This is a genomic window from Gimesia sp. (assembly GCF_048260065.1).
Classification (GTDB): Bacteria; Planctomycetota; Planctomycetia; order Planctomycetales; family Planctomycetaceae; genus Gimesia.
Map to the genome: position 1 here is coordinate 37,279 of NZ_JBLXHC010000006.1, position 20,888 is coordinate 58,166.

Below are 20,888 nucleotides of genomic sequence, written 5' to 3' on the forward strand. Positions count from 1 at the left end.
GAAACCAGCCTGTTGTTTTTTCGCAACGTGTTTGTACAACAACATTAACTTCTGCAAAATTGACTGCAGACGGCCATTTCTGGAAGCAACGAGTTGAAAATCACCGCGAAATGCGGGACAATTGGATCAGTTGTACGCGCAATCTCCTGATTTCAAATTGAGGATATATATGATTTCTCCCACCACATTCAGAAGAGTACTGTATTCCGTTCTCGGTCTTTCTCTCGCCATCTATGCCTGCTCTGCTAAAGCAGCCGACAAAGAAGAAAAAGCAGGGAAAACCAACGACGTCAAAATCCAGGATATCACACTCAAAGTTCCGGAAGGCTGGAAAAGTTCTCCTCCTTCCAATAACCTGCGTCTTGCTCAATTTGAAATCCCCGCAGTCAAAGGGGATAAAGAACCAGCCGAACTGGTCATCTCCTCTTTCGGAGGTACTGGTGGTGGAGTCTCTGCCAACGTCTCACGCTGGATCGGTCAGTTCGCATCAGGCAAAGATCGCGAAGTCAAAGTCACTCAGGGAGAAAGCAAAGATGGAAAATACATCTTCGTTGATCTCTCGGGCACTTATAACAAATCAATCGGACCTCCATTCCTGCGAAAAACAGAAGCCGTTCCCGACTCACGCATGCTGGGTGTCATCCTGGCCGTCGAAGGAAAAGCCTACTACTTCCTGAAATTAACCGGTCCCAAAAAGACCGTCGCTTCCGTTGTAGATGAATTCCGCGCCTCTTTCGGTGCCGATGCCAAAGAAGAAAAGCCATTCGAACAATAACGAATGGCTGCTTTTTTATTTCCTTCGGGACTTAATTCAGGTTCTTAACAAACACCCACTCAGCTCTGAAGTTACCCACTCATCATGCTCACCCAGCGAATCCCATCAGCCTGGATCAGGGGCATTCTGCCCCTGATGTTATTCTTACTTGTTGCTCTCTTTCTCATGATTTCCGGCTCTCAGCTGGCAGCAGAAGAAATTGATCCGGAAGAAGACGATTATCCCCCCGGGCTGCTGGCGACCTATCGTTCCGGGAACAGGCAGATTCAGCGGATTGATCCCGATATTGCCTTCAACTGGGGAAAAGAGGCGCCTCTGCCTCAGATTCCCGCAGGCCCGTTTTCAGCCGACTGGACCAGTCTGCTGCTCGTCAAGCAACCAGGCGACTACCAGATTTCCGCTTACCTGGAAGGAGAACTCACCGTTGAAATCGACGGCAAAACCGTTCTGAAAGGGAAACGCGATACGCCCGGCTGGATTGTCGGTGAGAAATACAATCAGAACTTCGGTGAGTTCGAACTCAAAGTCTCCTACAAAAAAACCTCTCCGCAGGCGCGCGTACAACTCTTCTGGTCTTCCAACCTGTTCGGTCTCGAACCGATCCAGGCAAACATTCTGTATCGCGAAGAAGGCAATCCCGAAGTCGCACAGATCTGGCGCGGACGGACCCACTTCGACGCGCATCGCTGTAACCGCTGCCATCAACGCGAACAGCAGTTGACCAGCCCCGCAGCTCCCGATCTGACGCATGTCACGACGGCGCTGAACCCGGACTGGCTGATCCGCAAAATCAAAAATGAGGATTCTGTTTCGGCCCATGCCAAGATGCCTTACTTCGGCTTTACGAACGAGCAAGCAGAAGCGATTGCTGCCTACCTTTATGCCAATGCAAAGCCGGCAGCGCTCAGTAAAATCCCTGCGCCTGCCAAAGACAAAAAAACAAAGAAAGCCCCCACCCGTGATGAGGAACAGCGTGAAGGCGAAATCCTGATGCGTTCCGTTGGCTGTCTGGCCTGTCATACGATTGACGAAAAAGGCAACCAGCAGCCCTTCAGTGGCGGGGACCTCAGCAGTATCGGCGACAAACGCGAGACACAATGGTTTTACACCTGGCTCTCTGATCCGGCAAAACTCAATAAAGATCATCGCATGCCGGTGATTAAGCTGAGTACGGCCGAACGTCGTCAACTGGCTTATGCGCTCTCCGAATTGAAACAGGCCAAACTCCCCCAGGGCAAAAAACCATCCACAGAGAAAGCACTCGTTGCCACCGGTAAAAAACTGATCACTCAGGCCCGCTGTGCCGCCTGCCATACGATTCCCGGCATTGAAACACCAACTCAGCAGATCGTCGATCTTTCCAAATCAATTGAAAACTGGGATCACTCCTGTCTGGCTGAATCACCCGATCTGGCAAAGGGGCGTCCCGCCTATCGCACCATTGACCGGGAAGCGGTCATCGCGTATCTCAAATCGAGTGCTGGTGCCTCGTCTCCGGAAAATGAATTCGACCGCGGTCGCTATGTTCTGGAACAGCGCAACTGTATCTACTGTCACGAACGGGACAAACACGAAGGCATCACCCAGATCGCCGGCCAGATGGCCAAATTCGATCCCGCACTCGCCGGACAGAGTGAAGGCATGATTCCTCCCGCGCTGACAGCTGTCGGCGATAAACTGAAACAGGAAGCACTCTCCGAAGCCGTCAGTGGCGAACAGAAAAAAGTACGCATGCCCTGGCTGCGCGTCCGCATGCCTCGCTTCCAGCATACGCAAGCCGACAAACGGGCACTCCTCGATTACCTGGTCGCCCATGACCGGGTCCCCGATGATGGCCCGCGACAACCAGGATTCATGGTTGATTCTTCCGACCAGGATCGCGCACAACTGCTGATCGCCGGCCAGACCATTACCGGCGCCAAAGGCTTCAGTTGTATCTCCTGCCATGTACTGGGAGAGTACAAGCCACGTAACGTCGCGCTGGGAACCCGCGGTTCGGACCTGCTGATGCTCGGCGATCGCATGCGGAAAGAATACTTCCTCCGCTGGGTTCATAATCCCCTTCGCATTGTGCCCGGTATGGAAATGCCCGCACTCAAGAAGAGTGTTCCCAAAGTTCTGGGAGGCGATATCGACCGTCAGCTGGACGCCATCTGGCTCGGATTGAATGATCCCCAGTTCAAAGTCCCGACAAACCCCTCCGTCGTAGAACAGTTCTTTACCATTGCAGCCGGCGAACCGGCGCGGATTGTCCGCGATGTCTTTACCAACCCCAAAGAGACTGGCGGCGGCTATGTGCCTCGCGCTTTTGCGGTCGGCTTTGATAATGGACACAACCTGCTGATCGATCTCGATCAGTTCTCCATCGTACAATGGACATTGGGTGATCTCGCCCGCCAGCGCACCGAAGGGAAAAGCTGGTACTGGGACATGGCGGGTTCCCCCATCATCTCCGGCTACGATCGCGGCTTTGAATTTGTGCTGACCCCCACCGGTAAAAAACCGACGGCTGCCATCTACCCTCTGCTTCAGAACGGCCTGGCAGGTACGCTCCGCAGTTATGAATCCCAGGGAAATCAGGTCAGCCTGAATTATGAACTCCATTTTCAAATCGGCGATAAAATTACGACCGTCGCCGTCACAGACACCTTCAAAACGCTTACCGACCAACCGGGACAGACCGGTTTACAGCGTACAATCAAAGCAGGCAATCTTCCCGATGGATACACACTCCATATGGGTCGGCCTCGATTCTCTGCGAGCATCGGCAGTCCACAAATCACAAACCCCGACAAACCCGATGCCACCTGGATGCAGATCACCGATAATAATTCACACGAATTCATGCAGACAGAGAGTCAAGCAGCGGGCCATGCCTCGCTCACTCTCAATTACCTCTGCAAACTCAAAGCAGAAGGGCTGCAGGTCAAAGCCAAGCCCAAACCGAAACCGGAAATTGAAACCGTCACCAGTGCACCTGGCTTTGACGGCGTACGTCTGCCTCTGGATGGAGGCATCATGCCCACGGCTCTCGCCTGGCGCGAAGATGGCACTTTAATTTTCACTTCGCTCAAGGGGGACGTCTATCTTGCGAAAGACACCGACGGCGACGGCGTGGAAGATGAACTGATCCTGTTCGAAGAAGGACTCTCCGCCCCCTTCGGGATCATCGCAGATGGCTCCGATATCATTGTGTCTCACAAACCAGAAGTGATTCGTCTCTCCGATACCAACGGAGATGGCAGAGCCGACCAGCGCACGATCGTCGCTTCAGGCTGGGGCTTCAACGACAATTACCATGACTGGGCGAGCGGTTGTATTCGAGACAGTCAGGGCAATCTGTATGTCGGCTTAGGCAGCGACTATGCCCAGATGAAACGGCCCGACGATCAGATCCACTGGCGCGGCAAGATTCTCAAGATCACCTATAACGGCAATATCGAAGTCCTGGGGCACGCCTTCCGCTATCCCACCGGACTGGCAATCAATTCCAGGGATGAAATCTACATTTCCGATCAACAGGGCGTGCAGAATACCTTCAACGAAATCAATTTCCTGATTCCCGGGAAAGCGTATGGAGTTCCCAGCCAATCGGATCTGCGGAATAAGGAAAACCTCGAAGAAACCCGTGCCGCCGTCCAGGTGCCTCACCCCTGGACACGCAGCGTTAACGGCTTAACCTGCATCCCGAAACAGTTCGCCTACAACAGTCTGTTCGATCAGGGTCTGGGCTGCGAATACAACCAGCGGTTCCTGATTCGCTTCACGACGCAGAAAGTAGGAGACAGCGTCCAGGGCGCGACTTATTACTTCACTCGCGCCGATGTTCCCCCCGATGAACACAACTTTGCCGGCCCCATGTCGGTCGCCGTCAGTCCCCAGGGAGACATCTACGTAGGTAGTATTCACGACAGCGGCTGGCTCGGTGGTCAGAACACCGGTTCCATCACGAAACTGACCCCGAACGGTAAACTGCCGAACGGCATCAAGGAACTCCGTGCGACTTCGGATGGCTTTGAACTCGAGTTCTTCCAGCCCGTCGATGCAAAGAAAGCGGCTGACAAAGCTGCTTACACCATCGCCGGCTACACCCGAGTCTGGAGTGGCAGTTACGCCAGCCCTGACAGCGGCCGGTATAAAGTCGAAGTCGAAGACGTCACCCTGTCAGACGACCGCAAAACGGTCCGTCTCAAGGTTAACGAACTCAAAGAAAAATTCGTCTACGAAGTCAATTGCCAGCAGATCGGCACCGGCAAGGAAACCCTCTTCCCGGTTACAGGGCACTACTCAATGAATCGGATTCCCGACTGATCGGAAACAGGTTGGGAATGTCAATTTTCCAGACATTGGACTGATCTCTTGAGACAGTATGAGGCACATGATTCGTTTCCGGATAAAAACCATGCACTGCTTTCAGCTCAGAAGGTGACTCGTCGACGACCAGCGCAGGATCGATTTCAAGATTGTGAAAGGGATCCACAATCAACCCAGGTCCTGGCAATGAGATGAGTATTAATTTTAATCTGTTTTTCTCAATTCGAGCGACTAATGCTGAATCACTCGAATTGAGATCCGCCAACTGCTCGAGTTTGTTTTTCTCAATCAGGTAGATCGTCGGGGTAAAGTACTGCCCCTCCAGGATTTCAACCGTTGGCTGCCAGACCAGTTTTTGAACATCAAACTTCTCAATACTCCCGTCAGCGGCCAAAGGACAGGAGGTTGCCCGGTTCTGATTCACATCAATCAGATAAACACCTTCCTGTTTTGGGTTATGCTCAACGGACCAGAACCGATTCTGTAGTTTTTTGCGTGTACTGAAATGAAATTTATCTCCCTGCCAGGGCTCGGGAGTATACACCAGGGACCTGAAATCGCAGAGTAAATAATATTCCTGATCCACAGGCTTGTTTTGCCAGTTGACCTGAAATTGAACATCCACTTTTTGAGGCGCCCGGGCCGGACACAAAACCGTTTTTTCGTAACTTCGCCCCGGAATGGTAATGAGATGGAGCGTCTCCATTTTTTCACTCCAGGGGGCCTGCAGTTCCAGTTCATACTTCCCCCAGGGCAGTTTCCCAAAATCCAGTTGTCCCGATTGATCACTCACTACCTCAAGCGCGAAAATCGGCTTATGCTCCTCATACCTGGTCAACTTTCCCTGAAAGCCTACGGCGGGTCGATCCTCGCTTCCTTCCTGCACCAGTTGAAACAGGATCCCGTGCATATCCCCCGGTGCTTCTGCCGAGGATCGTTCCTGCGCCAGCTTAAACTGCTCCAGCAACTGCAGATTGAACGCCCGGCTCTCCTGCATCATCGACCAGGCAATCCCCACCACGGCAATACAGCAGACCGCCATCACGGCAAAGATTCCGTTCATAATTCGTTGCGACATGATTTTCTCCTTCATCGCTTCCAGCCAGAGTTGGCGGGCAATCGCAATTGGATTACCGAACTGTTCCAGAACGCGTCTGCGCGCCAGCTGCTCGTCCGGATTTTTTAACAGTTCCCGATTCAATGCACACGCGAAATGGTCGCTGAGTTCATCAATAATATCCTGCCGCAAAGACGACGGTTCATCATCCCGTCGCGGCGGAAAGTCTTCGATGCTGATCTCAGGCCAGTCCACGCAATACTCCTTCATTTTATGCGTTAAAAACACTTCGCTTTAGAAAAAGCCCCCGCCAGATCCCTGAACTTCAACCTGTTTCGCCTCTTCAGGAACTCGTAACTGTTCCAACTCAGGCAGTTTAATTTTCCACACGTTGTCCTGGTCTTTAGCAGCTGTAAACTTCAGCATCTTTCCAAACTGAATTCCACTGGCATAGACAAACGGACTTCCACTGGAATTTCGATCTCCTTTATTCTCCTCTCTAGCTGCTGCATCCAGAGCCGCGATCTTTTGCTGCGTGACAATCAATGTGGTAGCATCAACTATATCGGAACCTCCAAAACTGCTAGCGTGCTGCAGGTTGAGATTGGCAGGAGAAATCATTCGTAAGGATTCCCGACTGTGATTCAAAACCATAAACGAAACGCTACTTTCTCCCACTTTACCATTATCCAGCTGTAGATCAGCCAGGTCCTGCCGGTACAGAAGATACATCACCGGCAGAAAATACTGATCTCCTTCAATCATGTTGACCGACTGTTTTGCTTCTAATTTATCAAAATCAACATTCTGGAACCTGCGATTGATATCTAACGGACAGCGAAAGACCTGATTCTTCTGATTGATCAGACAGGCCATAGGATAGTCCCATGTTCCGTCCAGCGGATTGGGGTACGGTCTGGTCCAAAGCTCGGCGCCAATTTTACGGGATAATGCAGAGAGTCCACTGTCAATGTGCCTCGGACGAAAGTCGCACAGCAACAGCCAGTCATCTGACTTCAAATCATCGGGCCATTCCACCTCAATTCGGACTGGGACTTCAACCGGTGCCGCACTCGGGCAAACGATGGTCTGGGAAAAGTTGCGTCCCGGTAACACAGTCAAATCATTGTGATAAGCTTCTCCCCAGGGAGCGATAACATTTAACGAATATACCCCCCAGGGCAGCTTGCCAAAATCCAGTTTTCCTTCAGCATCACTCTTTTCTTTGAGTGTGAATGAATCTGTGTTATCCCCGATTTTAGTCAACTTCCCCTCAAAGCCGCCCCGTGGCTTCCCGTCTTCCTTCCCTTGAACCAGTTGAAAGGAAACCTGGTTCATTTCACCGGCAGCTGACTCAGTTTGAATTTCCGGCACCGGTCGATTCGCAATTTCCGTCAGCTGCGCCATCATTTGGGTATTGAACGCCTGGCTCTCCTTCATCATCGACCAGACCATCCCCACCACAATCACACCACAGGCTGCCATCAGGACAGAGATTCCGGTCATAATGCGTTGTGACATGATTTTTTCCTTCATCGCTTCCAGCCAGAGCTGACGGGCAATTTTGATGGGGTCGCCGAAGTTTTGAATAACACGTTGTTTAGCGATTTGTTCGTCCGGGTTCTTCAACAGTTCCCGATTCAATGCACACGCAAAATGGTCGCTGAGTTCATCGATAATATCCTGCCGCAAAGACGACGGTTCATCATCCCGTCGCGGTGGAAAATCTTCAATGCTGATCTCAGGCCAGTTCACTTAGAATTCCTTCTTTAATCAAACAGCTCACAAACAGTTTTAGACTTACTGAAAAGAATCGATCACAGTTACGGATTCTTCAGTGAGAGGATCTAACTCAGGAAGCGTCAACTTCCAGATATTGGACTCTGTCGTTGATGCATCGAAGCGGATTTCATCTGGAAACTGAACTCCACTGAGTTTATTCGCGACGACGCCATATCTTTGCTCAAGTAACTTTTGTGCTTTTGGCTGCATTTTGATTGATTCAAAGGGACGAACCAGCATGCGAGGGCCCGCATTACGGGCTGCCAGAATTCTCATCTCACGCATATCATCAAGTTTTACGACCCCGAAGTACTCCAACCGATTCAGCTCAGACAACCGGGACAGATCTTTGTTCTGTAATAGATAAAGTGCAGGATCTTCGTAAATCCCCTCTTCCAGTTTTACGGAATCCTGTAGTTTTAATTGCTCCGGATTCAGATCAATAAACATCCCGCGTTCATCCAACGGACACGCTACCACCTTGTTCGATTTCAAATCGATCAGGTAAACACCCTGATCCGGATGATCGGCCAGGTCATGCGAAAAATACCAGTATGAACCTTCAACCTTACGTGGCGTAACCAGGGAGAATGTATCTTGTGTTTTGGAAAGTATCCGATTTCGAAAATCACACAACAGATACCCCTGTTCTTTCTCGGTTTGATTTGTCTGATCAACTTCAAAAACGACTGAGACTTTTTCAGGCGGTTGTGCGGGGCAGACGATAGTACTCTCATAGTCGCGGCCGGGAATGGTGGAGATCGTTTTCGTTTTCAGATGCTCGCCCCAGGGAGCGATGATGGTCAATTGATACTGCCCCCAGGGGAGACGTTTAAAATTGAGTTGACCCGTTTCGTCGCTGATCGCCTTGACCGTGAATGTGTCGGTCTTACTGCCTCGCTTCGTCAGCTGTCCTGTAAAACCACTTGCCGGCTTCAACTCTTTACCAGCCTGGACCAGCTGAAAGGTGATGGGGCTCAATAAATCTGAAATGGACGCCGCCTGACCGGTCTGCCTCTCGTTTAACTTTTCCAGTTGTTTCAGAATCTGTTGATCCACTTGAGACGCTGTAACAGATTGAGGTCGATCCGCTAAAGCAGCCAACTGCTCCAGCATTTTCAGATTCAGACGTTCATTCTGTTTCATCATCGACCAGGCAATTCCCGCCACGGCAATGCAACAGACTGCCGCGGTGACAGAGACTCCGGTCATAATGCGTTGCGACATGATTTTCTCCTTCATCGCGTCCAGCCAGAGCTGGCGGGCAATTTTGATGGGATCGCCGAATTGAGTTAATACGCGTTGTTTCGCCAGCTGTTCGTCTGAGTTCTTTAACAGTTCCCGATTCAATGCACACGCAAAATGGTCACTGAGTTCATCGATAATATCCTGCCGCAGTGAAGATGGTTCATCGTCGCGCCGGGGAGGAAAGTCTTCGATACTGAGCTCAGGCCAGGCCACTTTGTGCTCCCAGAATACGTTCGATGGCGGAAGAGAACTGCTTCCATTCCTGTCGTTTTTCGTTGAGGGCTTTCTGTCCCTGGATCGTCAGTTCGTAATACTTCCGCCGACGACCATCGACTTCACGCCAGAACGATTTCAACAGTTTTTTACGCTGCAGCTTATGCAACGCGGGATACAGACTCCCCTCTTTCAGCTCAAACTCATTGGCCGAACGATTCGTGACGCGCTGGGTAATTTCATAGCCATAAGTGGGCCCTTCCGAAACCAGCTCCAGAATGAGCATCTCCATTGTGCCTGCAAATAATTGCGGATTCATCTCTTATCCTCCGATACATAGGATGACTACACATACAATATATAGCCGCTCTAGGTATTAACTGTCAAGAAGTTTTTTGAAAAGAATTCACCAGGGGGTAAGCCCGAATGCAATTCGGGCCGAGCGCAGCGAGCAGGAGGTCCCAGCTCACGCAATTAATTCACAACAGAGAAACCCACCTGTTTGAATAAGTGAGTTTGAGGCAGACACATTCTCTACATAGTCTGCACTGCGACCTCCTGTTGCCTGCGGCAATACCGAATTTCATTCGGTACCACCCCAGATTTTTTTCCTGGTGCCATCGGAAGCAGGCACGCGGATTGAGATAGTCACATTCTACGTTTGACTTCCGGCGTTCGCGCAGAATTGATAGTACACTTCTTCTGATTTCAGCAGTTGATCAATCTCAAGCCACTCATCAACAGTATGCGCCTGGGCAATTGAACCGGGACCGAAGACCATTGAGGGAACGCCTCCCTGATTCACACGCGCTGCATGCGTTCCGTAAGGCACACCGACTTTCTTGTGACCGGGCTCCAGCTTGTCGATAACTGACAATAGTCGGTCACTCCACTCCCCGTTATTGTGATCGGACAGAGAAACGCCGGTGATCCAGGGGGGGAGCATCTCGAATTCGAATGGCAGCGCCTGCTTCAAATATTCTTCCACCTGGTTCATGACTTCGATTCCGTCCTCGCCGGGAATCACACGCCGATCGATTTCAATGGTACACCAGTCGGGAACAATGTTGACACTTTCGCCCCCTTCGATCACCCCGACACTCAAGGTCGGCGGGCCACATAGAGGATGCGCGTCCCAGGTCGAAAGTTCGTCGGCGTACGTCTGCAGCGCCTTGATGACATCCGCCATCTTATAAATGGCATTCACTCCGTCATTGGGCTGCGAACTGTGGCAGGCTTTCCCGGTCGTCTTGATTTTCCAGCGGGTGGCGCCCCGATGTGCCACGACGATATCTAACATCGTCGGCTCGGCCACCAGTCCCAGATCGGGAGGCTCTGTCAGGATCCTGCTTAAGCCGCTCGGGTTTTCCCAGAGCTGCACCAGGTGATTGATGCCTTTCACGGTCGCTTCTTCATCGCAAGTGCAGGAGAGAATCACATTCGCGGCATTCGGGGGATTCTCTTTGACCAGGCGGGTAAACGCCATGATCATGGCCGCCATGCTCCCTTTCACATCGCAGGCACCACGACCATAAATTTTCCCGTCCTTCTCGGTTCCTTCAAAAGGAGGGACAATCATCCCTTCGACAGGAACCGTATCCTGGTGCACGTCCATCAGGATCGTAGGCACGCCCGGCCTGGGAGTTGTCCGGGCGATGACATTATTACGACCGGGAACCACTTCGATCGATTCATATTCCACACCCAGTTCGGCGAAATAGTTGCACAAAAACTGAGTCAGTCTGCCTTCGAAATAAATATCACCGCTGACAGCGCGGCCCATCGGGTTGACGCTGGGAATGGCAATCAGTTGTTTTAACAGCCTCACGACATCCATCGACATTTTACCTCTCATCAAGCTCTTGATTCACACCTCAAAACACCTGGTTGCGCAGCAGTGCTCTCCGCCAAGTGTCCTGCAAAGACGCATCGATTTCCACTGATAGAGCATTCCGATTCTTCAGATGGTTGAATTTTATGCAGCAGTCTGACTCTAATAGGAAGATAGGCGTTCCCCATTTTGCTGAATTCATACTCCAAGGAGTCTCTCATGAAAAACATACTGAACTGGACTGCAGCAACCCTGATGCTCTCCCTGTCCGTCGCTGTGACACAGGCCGAAGACCAGGCAGAGATCCCCGGCGTGGGCCCTGTCAGCAAACCCGTGAAACTGTTTACGGATTTCAAATTTACGGAAGGCCCCGCATTTGACCTGCAGGGGAACCTGTATTTCACCGATATCCCCGACAATAAGATCTACCAGGTCGACACCAGCGGTAAACTGTCCACTTTTCTGGAACCATCCAATCACTGCAATGGACTGATGCTGGATGGCGTGAACAATCTGCTGGCCTGTGAAATGGACGGACGCCTGGTCAGTATTAACCTCAAAAATAAAAAAGTCACCCCACTGGCTCCGGAATACGAGGGGAAGCGTTTTAACGCCCCCAACGATCTCGTCATTGACCGGACAGGAGGCATCTACTTCACAGATCCGCATTTCCGGGCTCCGGAACCTCTGCCGCAGGGCACAGTGGCCGTCTACTATCGCGCGGCGGATGGCGAAGTCACCCGGCTGGTGGATGATTTGAAAGCCCCCAACGGCGTGATCCTCTCACCCGATGAAAAGACACTCTACGTCATCCCCAGCATGTCGAAAGAAATGTGGGCCTACCCCGTAACTTCTCCCGGTAAAATCGGCAAAGGCCGCGTTTTCTGCAGCCTGAAACAGGCACCCGGAACGAAGGAGCCGGGCAGCGGGGGAGACGGCCTTACGATCGATACGAATGGCAATCTCTATATCACGTCAGCGCTCGGCCTGCAGGTCTTCTCTCCCGAAGGAAAACTGCTGGGCATTATTGAAGTCCCTGAAAAACCGGCCAATGTGACCTTTGGCGGGAAAGATAATGCGAGCCTGTTCATTACCGCACGCACTTCACTGTATCGTGTCGACACTAAAGCCAAAGGGCACCGTTTTCCGGGTAAATCATCGTGATACCGGCAATGCGTCTGATGCGACTTGTTCCATCTGGTTCGATAATGAGTGAACCGGGATAAACTAAACGCTGGTCTGGCTGAAAAGCCGATAAAAAGACCAGCGTTTTTTTATGGAAACAGGTGAATCTGCAGGATGTTGCCTGATTTGCTTGATTCCCGTCAAAAATTTTTCCTGATTATCATCTTCCCTGTACGCGGGAATTGTGCTGGCTTTCTCAAGAAGTCATAATCAAAACTGCTGCTCACAAATTAAACAAAATCATCTGAAATAAGTCTGAAAACATACGTTTTATCCCCGTGACTCGGTTGGAGTATTGTGTCCGATGTCTGTTGAAATTAAAGTCCCCTCGGTAGGGGAATCGATCTCCGAAGTCCAAATCGGAGCCTGGCACGCTGCAGAAGGAAAATGGGTCGCTCAGGACAGTGAAATTGTCGAGCTCGAAACCGATAAAGCCACCTTCGATGTCCCTGCACCTCTGGACGGGATTATTGTTGAAATTCTGAAGAAAACCGGGGAGATGGCAGCCGTTGGTGAAGTCATCGGCTATCTGGAAGAAGCAGAACGCCCCGCAGGAGCTGAAGCGCCTGCCCCGGAAAAGAGTCCGGCTAAAGCAGAAGCGGCACCAGCGCCTGCTGCCAGCAAAGCTGCCCCCGCCGGTTCAGGCGACCGGGTCATGCCGGCTGCCGCTCGCGTGATGGCAGAAAAGGGCCTGAGCCCGGCGGACGTCAAAGGGACCGGCCCGGGTGGACGCATTCTGAAAGAGGATGCCCTCAACTATCAGGCTTCCGGCTCTTCAGAAAATGGTGCCTACCGCGAAGAAGAAATTGTCCCCATGAGTCCGATCCGCAAAAAAATCGCGGAACGACTTGTCGAAGCCCAGTCCAACGCTGCCCTGCTGACGACATTCAACGAAGTAGACATGTCAGCGGTCATGGAACTGCGGGCCAAGTACAAAGACATGTTTCTCAAGAAATTCGACGTCAAGCTGGGCTTCATGTCATTCTTCGTCAAAGCCGTCGTTGATGGTTTGAATCAGTATCCACAGATCAATGCAGAAATTCGTGGTACCGACCTGGTCTTCCGCAATTACTACGACATCGGCATAGCTGTCGGCGGCGGAAAAGGACTGGTGGTCCCCATCCTGCGAAATGCAGAGCGGCTCAGCTTTGCAGACATCGAACTCAAAATCAATGACTTCGGCCAACGCGCCAAAGCGAACAAAATCAGCCTCGAAGAACTTCAGGGGGGCACCTTCACAATCACCAATGGTGGCGTGTACGGATCACTGCTCTCCACTCCGATTGTGAACCCGCCTCAAAGTGGCGTGCTGGGCATGCATGGCATTCAGGAACGCCCTGTTGCCATCAATGGCCAGGTCGTGATTCGTCCCATGATGTATATCGCTTTGACTTACGATCATCGTGTCGTAGACGGTCGGGAAGCCGTGGTCTTCCTCAAACGAGTCAAAGAAGCACTGGAAGAACCATCACGCATGCTGATGGAAGTCTGAGAATCAAACGCACATCTTAAGAGGTTTGGAAAGGTTTCCTGTCACTGCAGGAAAATGAGAAAATGAACCACGATCTGGTTATTATCGGTGCTGGTCCCGGGGGATATATTGCAGCAATCCGTGCTGCTCAACTGGGTTTGAATGTTGCCTGTATCGAAAAAGAACGGATGCTCGGTGGCACCTGTCTGCGAGTCGGCTGCATTCCCAGTAAAGCGCTGCTCGAATCAAGCGAGCTGTATAAAGAAGCAGAACACACATTCAAAGATCGCGGTATCAACGTCGGCTCGCTGTCTCTCGACCTCGAGAAAATGCTGAGCCAGAAAGACCGCACCGTCAAAACCATGGGTGGCGGCATTGATTCTCTGTTTAAGAAAAACAAAATCACCCGCTACTCAGGTCACGCTACCATCACAGCCCCCGGAAAAGTCTCCGTTACTAATGGCGATGAAACCACCGAGCTGGAAGCAAAGTATATTCTGATCGCGACCGGCAGTGAACCTTCCACATTACCGGGCATCGAGCTCGACGGCGATCGGGTGGGCACAAGTACAGAAGCCCTTTCCTACGATCAGGTCCCCAAGCATCTCGTCGTCATCGGCGGCGGTGTGATTGGCCTGGAACTGGGTGCCGTCTGGAGTCGCCTGGGTGCCAAAGTCACTGTGCTGGAATACCTCGATCGCATCCTGCCTACCACCGACCTGGAGATTGCCAAAGAGGCACAGAAGATCTTCGAAAAGCAGGGGATCGAATTCCAGCTGGGCTGTCGGGTAACCGGCGTGAAAGCCAACAAAAAGACCTGTGATGTCGAAATCGCAGACGCCAAGTCCATCCGCTGTGACCGGGTTCTGGTCGCAGTTGGCAGACGTCCGAATACAGACAATCTCGGCCTGGAAGCAATCGGCATCGCTCTGGACAAACGGGGTTTCATCCCGGTCAACGCGCACTACGAAACCGCCGTCAAAGGGATCTTTGCGATCGGCGATGTCATCGGCGGCGCCATGCTGGCCCATAAAGCAGAAGACGAAGGGGTCGCCTTTGCCGAATACCTGGTAACAGGTTACGGGCATGTGAACTACGATGCGATTCCGAGTGTCGCTTATACCAATCCGGAAATCGCCGCTGTCGGAAAAACCGAAGAGCAGTTGAAAGAAGAAGGCATCGAATACCGCAAAGGGGTCTTTCCCTTTATCGCCAATGGACGTGCCCGCGCGATGGGACAGACAGAAGGCAAAGTCAAGATGCTGGCGGACAAGCAGACGGACCGCGTCCTGGGCGTTCACATCCTGGGACCTCGCGCCGGGGACCTGATTGCCGAGTGTGCCGTCGCCATGGAATTTGGTGCCAGCAGTGAAGATATCGCCCGCTGCTGCCACGCCCATCCGACGCTGGCAGAAGCTGTTAAAGAAGCAGCGCTGGCCGTCGATAAACGGGCTCTCAATTTCTGAGATGTCTGACTTCCGCTGTCACTATTCCGACACGACGCTCTCGACTCCCGCAGAAAATCTGGCACTTGATGAGAGCCTGTTGTATCAGATCAATCAACAGGACTCTCCAGGCTGCCTGAGAATCTGGGAAGTAGATCAATATGCGGTGGTCATGGGCAGCTCGAACCAGGTCGCTGAAAATGTGAATCAAGAGGCCTGCCTGCAGGATCAGATTCCCGTACTCCGTCGCTGTACAGGAGGCGGAACGGTGTTGCTGGGCCCCGGTTGTTTTATCTATTCGCTGTTTCTGCGAATCACCTCTGAACAGCACCTGGCTGGCATCGAAGCCACAACACGGGAAATATTGAACCGAATCTCCGGTACGCTCAATCAGCTCAAACCGGAACTGTCAGTCGAAGTGCGTGGCATCAGTGATCTGACTGTCGAGGGACACAAGTTTTCCGGGAATTCGCAACGGTGGTTAACAACCACACTCCTGCATCATGGCACGATTCTCTACGATTTCGATCTCGAACGCATTCCCCGCTATCTGACCAGCCCTGAACGTGAGCCCGAATATCGCTCCCACCGCGACCATCTTGAGTTCGTAACCAACTATCAGATCAAGCCCTCGCAGCTTCAAGACGCGCTGATCGAAACCTGGCAGGCAACGGAACCGGAACCCGCACTCCCCCTCGATCGGGTGCAGCAGCTGGTGCAGGAAAAATATGCGACGGAGAGCTGGAATCTCCGCCGCTGAATCAGGATAAGGCTTCCTGTATCGGTTGCTCCTGCTCTTCGACCTCGGGTGTCGAAAAGTGATCTTCGATGACCCGCATCTTCTTCCAGTGCCCTGCCTGGAAACGAATCAGATAGCCAAAGCCTAACACGCCAATATACGCCGTGCAGGCAGTCCAGCTGCCAAAGATCTTTTCATCCGCGTACTTCCAGATCAGAAAGGTCGGAATCACCATAATGGTCCAGCCTGTAATCAGTGAATAGATCATGCAGAACCGGGTATCGCCGGCTCCTCGAATCGCCGATCCAAAGATGACCGCCAGGGCGTCAAAAAATGAAAACAACGCAGCAAATCGCAGCAGGACGACCGTCATCTGCCGCACCTGTTGAAATTCTTCCGTCATGACTTCCGGTTGATACGGACTGAGGAGGATTTCCGGAACCCCGACATAAATCACCGCAAACACAGCCATATAGGAGGCCGAGACAATAAAGGCTTTCCACGTCGTTTTGACAGCCAGTTGAGGCCGCCCCTCCCCGATGCGTTTCCCCACGAGTGTCATCACAGCCGTACCGACTCCCATCATAGGCACAAAGGCCAGTGAGTTCAGATTGAAGGCAATCGTGGTAGCCGCCAGTTCAATCTTTCCGATCCGTCCGACCAGAACCACAAACAGGGTGAAGCCGACAATGTCGACGAAAAACAGCATGCCGTTCGGAAATCCGTAGCGAATCAGTCGCATGAGCAGACTTTGATTCCAGTGGTAATGATTGAGTAATCCATACTCCCGGGCTTCATGTCTGGCAAAGATGATGGCAGCATAAAACAACATTGTCGAAATATTGGCCAGTACGGTGGCAATCGCGGCCCCTTTGATTCCCATCGCAGGAATCGGACCGGCTCCGAAAATCAGCAGGTAATCCAGCACCATGTTGACGAGTACCCCCGCCAGATTCACCCACATCACAACCATGGTTTTGCTGCGACCTGTATAGAAGCAGGAAAGCACCGTCGAAATTAATGAGGGTCCCGATCCCAGACAGAGTATGGAAAAATAGTCAGCTTCCAGCGTCTGGATTTCAGCAGCGTGACCAATCCAATGGAAAAAAGTACTGGAGAGCGGAATTCCCAGTAACAGGATGCCTCCCCAGATCAACGCCAGATAAAATCCCTGCCAGACCGATTCAGAAACATACTGCTTCTGGCCGGCCCCTTCGTACTGCGCGACAAAGGTATTCACATAGGTGGCCATGCCCATCGCGATCGACATGATGGCCCATTGAATCATGCCCGCGGGTAACGCCGCAGCAACTGCTTCTGTTGACCACCAGGACAGAAAGATCCGATCCACCACATGCATAATCGAAAGTGAACCGCAGCTGAGTACCAGGGGGATGGCGACATGCGCCAGTTCACGTAAGCTTCCCGGTCGTACAGAAGAGTTGTTCTGATTTTCAAGGGACGAAGAATCCATCCTGTACAATCCGATTCAGGGTAATTGACTGTGGCCAGTTTCACTCTAACGTCTCCATGACCATTTGGATCGAGTACAAAAGGGGGAGAAGCGCTATGGTAAAACGCGATGCGATCTAAAGAGCAGAATACAATCGCCGGAATTGTAATAGCAGAGAGGTAGAAACGCAGACCGCCGACTGGCAGCATATCACAAATTTCACACAAATGCCTCTACCCACGACACGGCAGATCTGGAATTAGTTCGCATTTCCCGCTCCATTCACTGACCGATTCAGCCTTTTGAAACCTCTGTCATATTGTCCAGATCAGCAGAACTTAAAATCTCGTATGGACCTGATTTGCAATTCCTAGTTTAATTCACGGATTTCATCGGGCAGCCTCTGATGCGGAGTGCCTGAACTGTCTGAGTCCTGCATTCAGAACAACGACATAATCCACTGTTATATATACACTTAGAACAACACAACCTTACTCAGAGCACCAGAGTGAATCCTGTGAATAGTTTTACGCGATTAATACAATATGTCTGGCCTTACCGTAAAAGACTGGTCGTTTCCTTCTTCTTTGCGATCATGGTCGCGATCCTCTGGGGGGCGAATCTTTCTGTCACCTTCCTGGTGGTCAAGGTCCTGCTGCAGGGAGAAACTCTCGGTGGTTATGTTCAGGAACAGATCAGTGAAACTGAAAAAATCATTCAGGATAAGTCAAAGGTCGTAAAGGATCTCTCCGATTCAATTCAGTCTCAGAATCCTAAAGTGCATTCCGGCAAGAACACTTCAGACTCACCACTGACACAAACAGATCTCGCCGCCGCGCCGGTCGATTTACTCAGTGAGCACACTCGGCAACAGACGAAACTGAATACTGCTTCACAAAAACTGCTGGTTCTCAAATGGATTCAGACCAACATTATCAGCCGTATCCCGGAAGATCAGTTTGATACGTTCGCATTAATCCTGGGACTCCTGCTGGTGACCACTTTTATCAAAGGCATCTGCATCTTCACTCAGGACGTGATGGTAGGCGGTGTCGTTGAACTGGTCACCATGGCGATTCGCAAAGAAAGTTTTCGTAAAGTTCTGGACCTGGACTACCAGAGTATCTCATCTGAGGGAACCGCGTCGCTGATGTCCCGGTTCACGTTCGACATGCAACAGGTCTCTCAGGGTTTGACTCTGATGGGGGGAAAAATTGTCCGTGAACCCCTGAAAGCACTCGCCTGTATTATATTTGCCTTCATGGTCAACTGGAGACTGACCTTACTCTCATTTGTATTCGCACCGCTGATTGCGATCGTGTTTTACAAAATCGGAAAAACGCTGAAACATGCCAGTCAGAAAATGATGGAGAGCATGTCCCGGATTTATAAAACACTGGAAGAGTCCTTCGAAAGTTCCAAGGTCATTATCGCCTTCAATGGAGCACGCAAACACAGAAACCGTTTCCATCATGAGAATAAAGAGTTCTTCAAGAAAGCCCTTAGAATTCTCCGCATCGATTCATTGACCAGCCCGACTACGGAAATGCTGGGTTTGATGGCCATCTTCATCGCCCTGATCCCCGGTTCCTACCTGGTCCTGCGTCAGAAGACGGAAATCTGGGGAATTCAACTCTCCTCGGCACCGATGGATATTGCCACGCTTTCGATGATGTACGCACTACTGGCCGGGATTTCTGATCCCGCGCGCAAGATGTCTTCCGTCTATTCAAAGCTGAAAAAAACCGGTGCCGCCCTGGATCGAATTTTTCAGGTTATCGATCGTGAAACACTGGTGAAAGAAACCGATGAACCACAACGCTTCCCCACTGAAGTACAGACGGTCAAATTCAATAAAATCGATTTTACTTACGCGCAGCGTAAAGAATCGACGCGTAATAACGATCCGATACTGGATGGAGTCAACCTGGAAGTTAATGCCGGCGAAGTTGTACTGGTCGTGGGTGAAAACGGTTCCGGTAAATCCACACTCGTGAACCTGCTGCCTCGATTTTATGATCCCGATAAGGGGAACATTTTCATTAACGAAATCGACATCCGGGACATTCGCCTGAAAGAGCTGCGAAATCATATCGGAGTGGTCTCACAGGAAACGATGCTGTTTGACGATTCGATTCTCGAAAACATTCGTTATGGGCGTCCCAATGCCAGTCAGTACGAGATTGAATCGGTCGCCAGGAAATCCCATGTATTGCAGTTCGCTGAACAGTTGCCGGACGGACTGCATTATAATGTGGGAGAGAAAGGGCATGAACTCTCCGGAGGTCAGCGGCAGCGTATTGCGCTGGCACGGGCCATTCTTCGCGATCCGCAAATTCTGATTCTGGATGAAGCGACTTCTGCCATCGATTCCCAGAGCGAAATCCTGATTCATAAAGCATTGAAAGAGTTTTCGCCCGGACGAACCGTATTCATCATTACGCATTCCGTTGGCCAGAGCCTGCTGGAATTTGCGAATCGAATCGTCGTAATGGATTCCGGCAAGGTCGTGGCGACCGGACCGCATCACACTCTCGTCGATACCTGCCCGCAATACCAGAATCTGCTCAGTGCACAGGTCCGTCAGCGTTCTGCCTGATTTCAACCAGACCTCTGGCAACATCTGCACAGCAGGCCTGTGACACCCGATTTTATGAATATCTCGACTCCCCGTGCGCAGATGGGTATGATAACGCAAAGTTGATCTGACTTTTATCGTTTCATCTCTCGAAGCCACAGGAACTGCGCACCATGAAATCGACGCTCACTACGATTCTCGTTATCCTTGTTCTTGCCAGCCTGCTGAGTAAACAGACGCCCTTTTTCTCTGAAACAGCCGTCAAAGCAGAACCCCCTGCCCGGGTCTCTGAAGATTCGCTCTCAAATCAAATTGACCGTTACCTGGACTCAGAAGCCGAGCGGGAAAAACATCGCGAACGCGCAGATCGTCCGGAGCGAGAAAGAGAAGAGATGCGACATCGGAGACCTGAAGCTCGTTCCGGAGAACATCGCCATCGAGAGCATGAGCGCCATCTGGATGAACGACGGCACCGCATTCAAAAAATGCATGTTGCCGCAGAACACCTGCAGGACGCCGGACTCCCAGAGCTGGCACATCAGGTTCACCGTGAAGCCGAAGAACAACATCAGCGTCTGCAGCAACACCTCGAACACAGGCATCACCCGGATCACGGCCCGCATCACGAAGTACGGGAATCGCTGCTGCAACTGCGAAATGAGGTCAATGAGCTGAGACGGGAAGTTCACGAGCTTCGGGAGGCGCTTAAGGAACGCATGCCAAAGTCGGCTCGATAACCTGCAGAGTCGATTCAGCTTCAGTCGTAGAATTGAACAGATACAATTTGCATCGTGTAC

At 51.5% G+C, this 20,888-nt stretch carries 14 protein-coding genes; 8 read left to right on the top strand and 6 right to left on the bottom strand.

Annotated elements, in window-relative coordinates; all coding sequences use genetic code 11:
• Nucleotides 1–169: 169 nt before the first annotated feature.
• Both ACN0YN_RS12965 and ACN0YN_RS12970 read left to right on the top strand, forming a co-directional pair.
• Complete coding sequence (locus ACN0YN_RS12965) at nt 170–775, top strand: hypothetical protein (protein ID WP_417385440.1); 606 nt, start codon at nt 170–172, stop codon at nt 773–775.
• A gap of 135 nt (nt 776–910) precedes the next feature.
• Nucleotides 911–5,086, top strand: coding sequence for a c-type cytochrome (locus ACN0YN_RS12970; RefSeq protein ID WP_417385441.1), 4,176 nt, complete (start codon nt 911–913; stop codon nt 5,084–5,086).
• On the opposite strand, the gene ACN0YN_RS12975 is transcribed toward ACN0YN_RS12970, so the two are convergent.
• The 5 genes from ACN0YN_RS12975 to ACN0YN_RS12995 all read right to left on the bottom strand — a co-directional run bounded on the left by ACN0YN_RS12975 (nt 5,049) and on the right by ACN0YN_RS12995 (nt 11,232).
• A complete protein-coding gene (locus tag ACN0YN_RS12975; protein WP_417385442.1) occupies nt 5,049–6,401 on the bottom strand; it encodes a hypothetical protein in 1,353 nt (450 codons plus the stop codon). The genes ACN0YN_RS12970 and ACN0YN_RS12975 overlap by 38 nt on opposite strands.
• A 39-nt stretch (nt 6,402–6,440) precedes the next feature.
• Nucleotides 6,441–7,901 (bottom strand): hypothetical protein, encoded by a 1,461-nt coding sequence (locus ACN0YN_RS12980; protein WP_417385443.1) that lies wholly within the window; start codon nt 7,899–7,901, stop codon nt 6,441–6,443.
• A gap of 45 nt (nt 7,902–7,946) precedes the next feature.
• Complete coding sequence (locus tag ACN0YN_RS12985; RefSeq protein ID WP_417385444.1) at nt 7,947–9,389, bottom strand: hypothetical protein; 1,443 nt, start codon at nt 9,387–9,389, stop codon at nt 7,947–7,949.
• Complete coding sequence (locus ACN0YN_RS12990; RefSeq protein WP_002643791.1) at nt 9,376–9,708, bottom strand: PadR family transcriptional regulator; 333 nt, start codon at nt 9,706–9,708, stop codon at nt 9,376–9,378. Before ACN0YN_RS12990 ends, ACN0YN_RS12985 begins: the two co-directional genes overlap by 14 nt.
• A gap of 336 nt (nt 9,709–10,044) precedes the next feature.
• Complete coding sequence (locus ACN0YN_RS12995; RefSeq protein WP_417385445.1) at nt 10,045–11,232, bottom strand: M20 family metallopeptidase; 1,188 nt, start codon at nt 11,230–11,232, stop codon at nt 10,045–10,047.
• A 207-nt stretch (nt 11,233–11,439) separates the two neighbouring features.
• Here ACN0YN_RS12995 and ACN0YN_RS13000 point away from each other — a divergent pair, with 207 nt between their 5' ends.
• From ACN0YN_RS13000 to ACN0YN_RS13015, 4 genes are all read left to right on the top strand, one after another.
• Entirely contained in the window at nt 11,440–12,384 is a 945-nt protein-coding gene (locus ACN0YN_RS13000; protein WP_417385446.1) for an SMP-30/gluconolactonase/LRE family protein, read from the top strand.
• A 325-nt stretch (nt 12,385–12,709) separates the two neighbouring features.
• The gene (gene odhB / locus ACN0YN_RS13005) at nt 12,710–13,897 is read left to right on the top strand and encodes a 2-oxoglutarate dehydrogenase complex dihydrolipoyllysine-residue succinyltransferase (RefSeq protein WP_417385447.1); all 1,188 of its coding nucleotides are present in this window, start codon (nt 12,710–12,712) and stop codon (nt 13,895–13,897) included.
• 62 nt (nt 13,898–13,959) lie between these two features.
• Nucleotides 13,960–15,342 (top strand): dihydrolipoyl dehydrogenase, encoded by a 1,383-nt coding sequence (lpdA, locus tag ACN0YN_RS13010; RefSeq protein ID WP_417385448.1) that lies wholly within the window; start codon nt 13,960–13,962, stop codon nt 15,340–15,342.
• Between the two features lies 1 nt (nt 15,343).
• The gene (locus ACN0YN_RS13015) at nt 15,344–16,081 is read left to right on the top strand and encodes a lipoate--protein ligase family protein (RefSeq protein WP_417385449.1); all 738 of its coding nucleotides are present in this window, start codon (nt 15,344–15,346) and stop codon (nt 16,079–16,081) included.
• A 1-nt stretch (nt 16,082) separates the two neighbouring features.
• Here ACN0YN_RS13015 and ACN0YN_RS13020 read toward each other — a convergent pair whose 3' ends face one another.
• Complete coding sequence (locus ACN0YN_RS13020) at nt 16,083–17,534, bottom strand: MATE family efflux transporter (protein WP_417385450.1); 1,452 nt, start codon at nt 17,532–17,534, stop codon at nt 16,083–16,085.
• 496 nt (nt 17,535–18,030) lie between these two features.
• On the opposite strand from ACN0YN_RS13020, the gene ACN0YN_RS13025 reads away from it, so the two are divergent.
• The gene (locus tag ACN0YN_RS13025) at nt 18,031–20,112 is read left to right on the top strand and encodes an ABC transporter ATP-binding protein (protein ID WP_417385451.1); all 2,082 of its coding nucleotides are present in this window, start codon (nt 18,031–18,033) and stop codon (nt 20,110–20,112) included.
• A gap of 152 nt (nt 20,113–20,264) precedes the next feature.
• Nucleotides 20,265–20,828 (top strand): hypothetical protein, encoded by a 564-nt coding sequence (locus ACN0YN_RS13030; RefSeq protein ID WP_417385452.1) that lies wholly within the window; start codon nt 20,265–20,267, stop codon nt 20,826–20,828.
• Nucleotides 20,829–20,888: the final 60 nt, after the last annotated feature.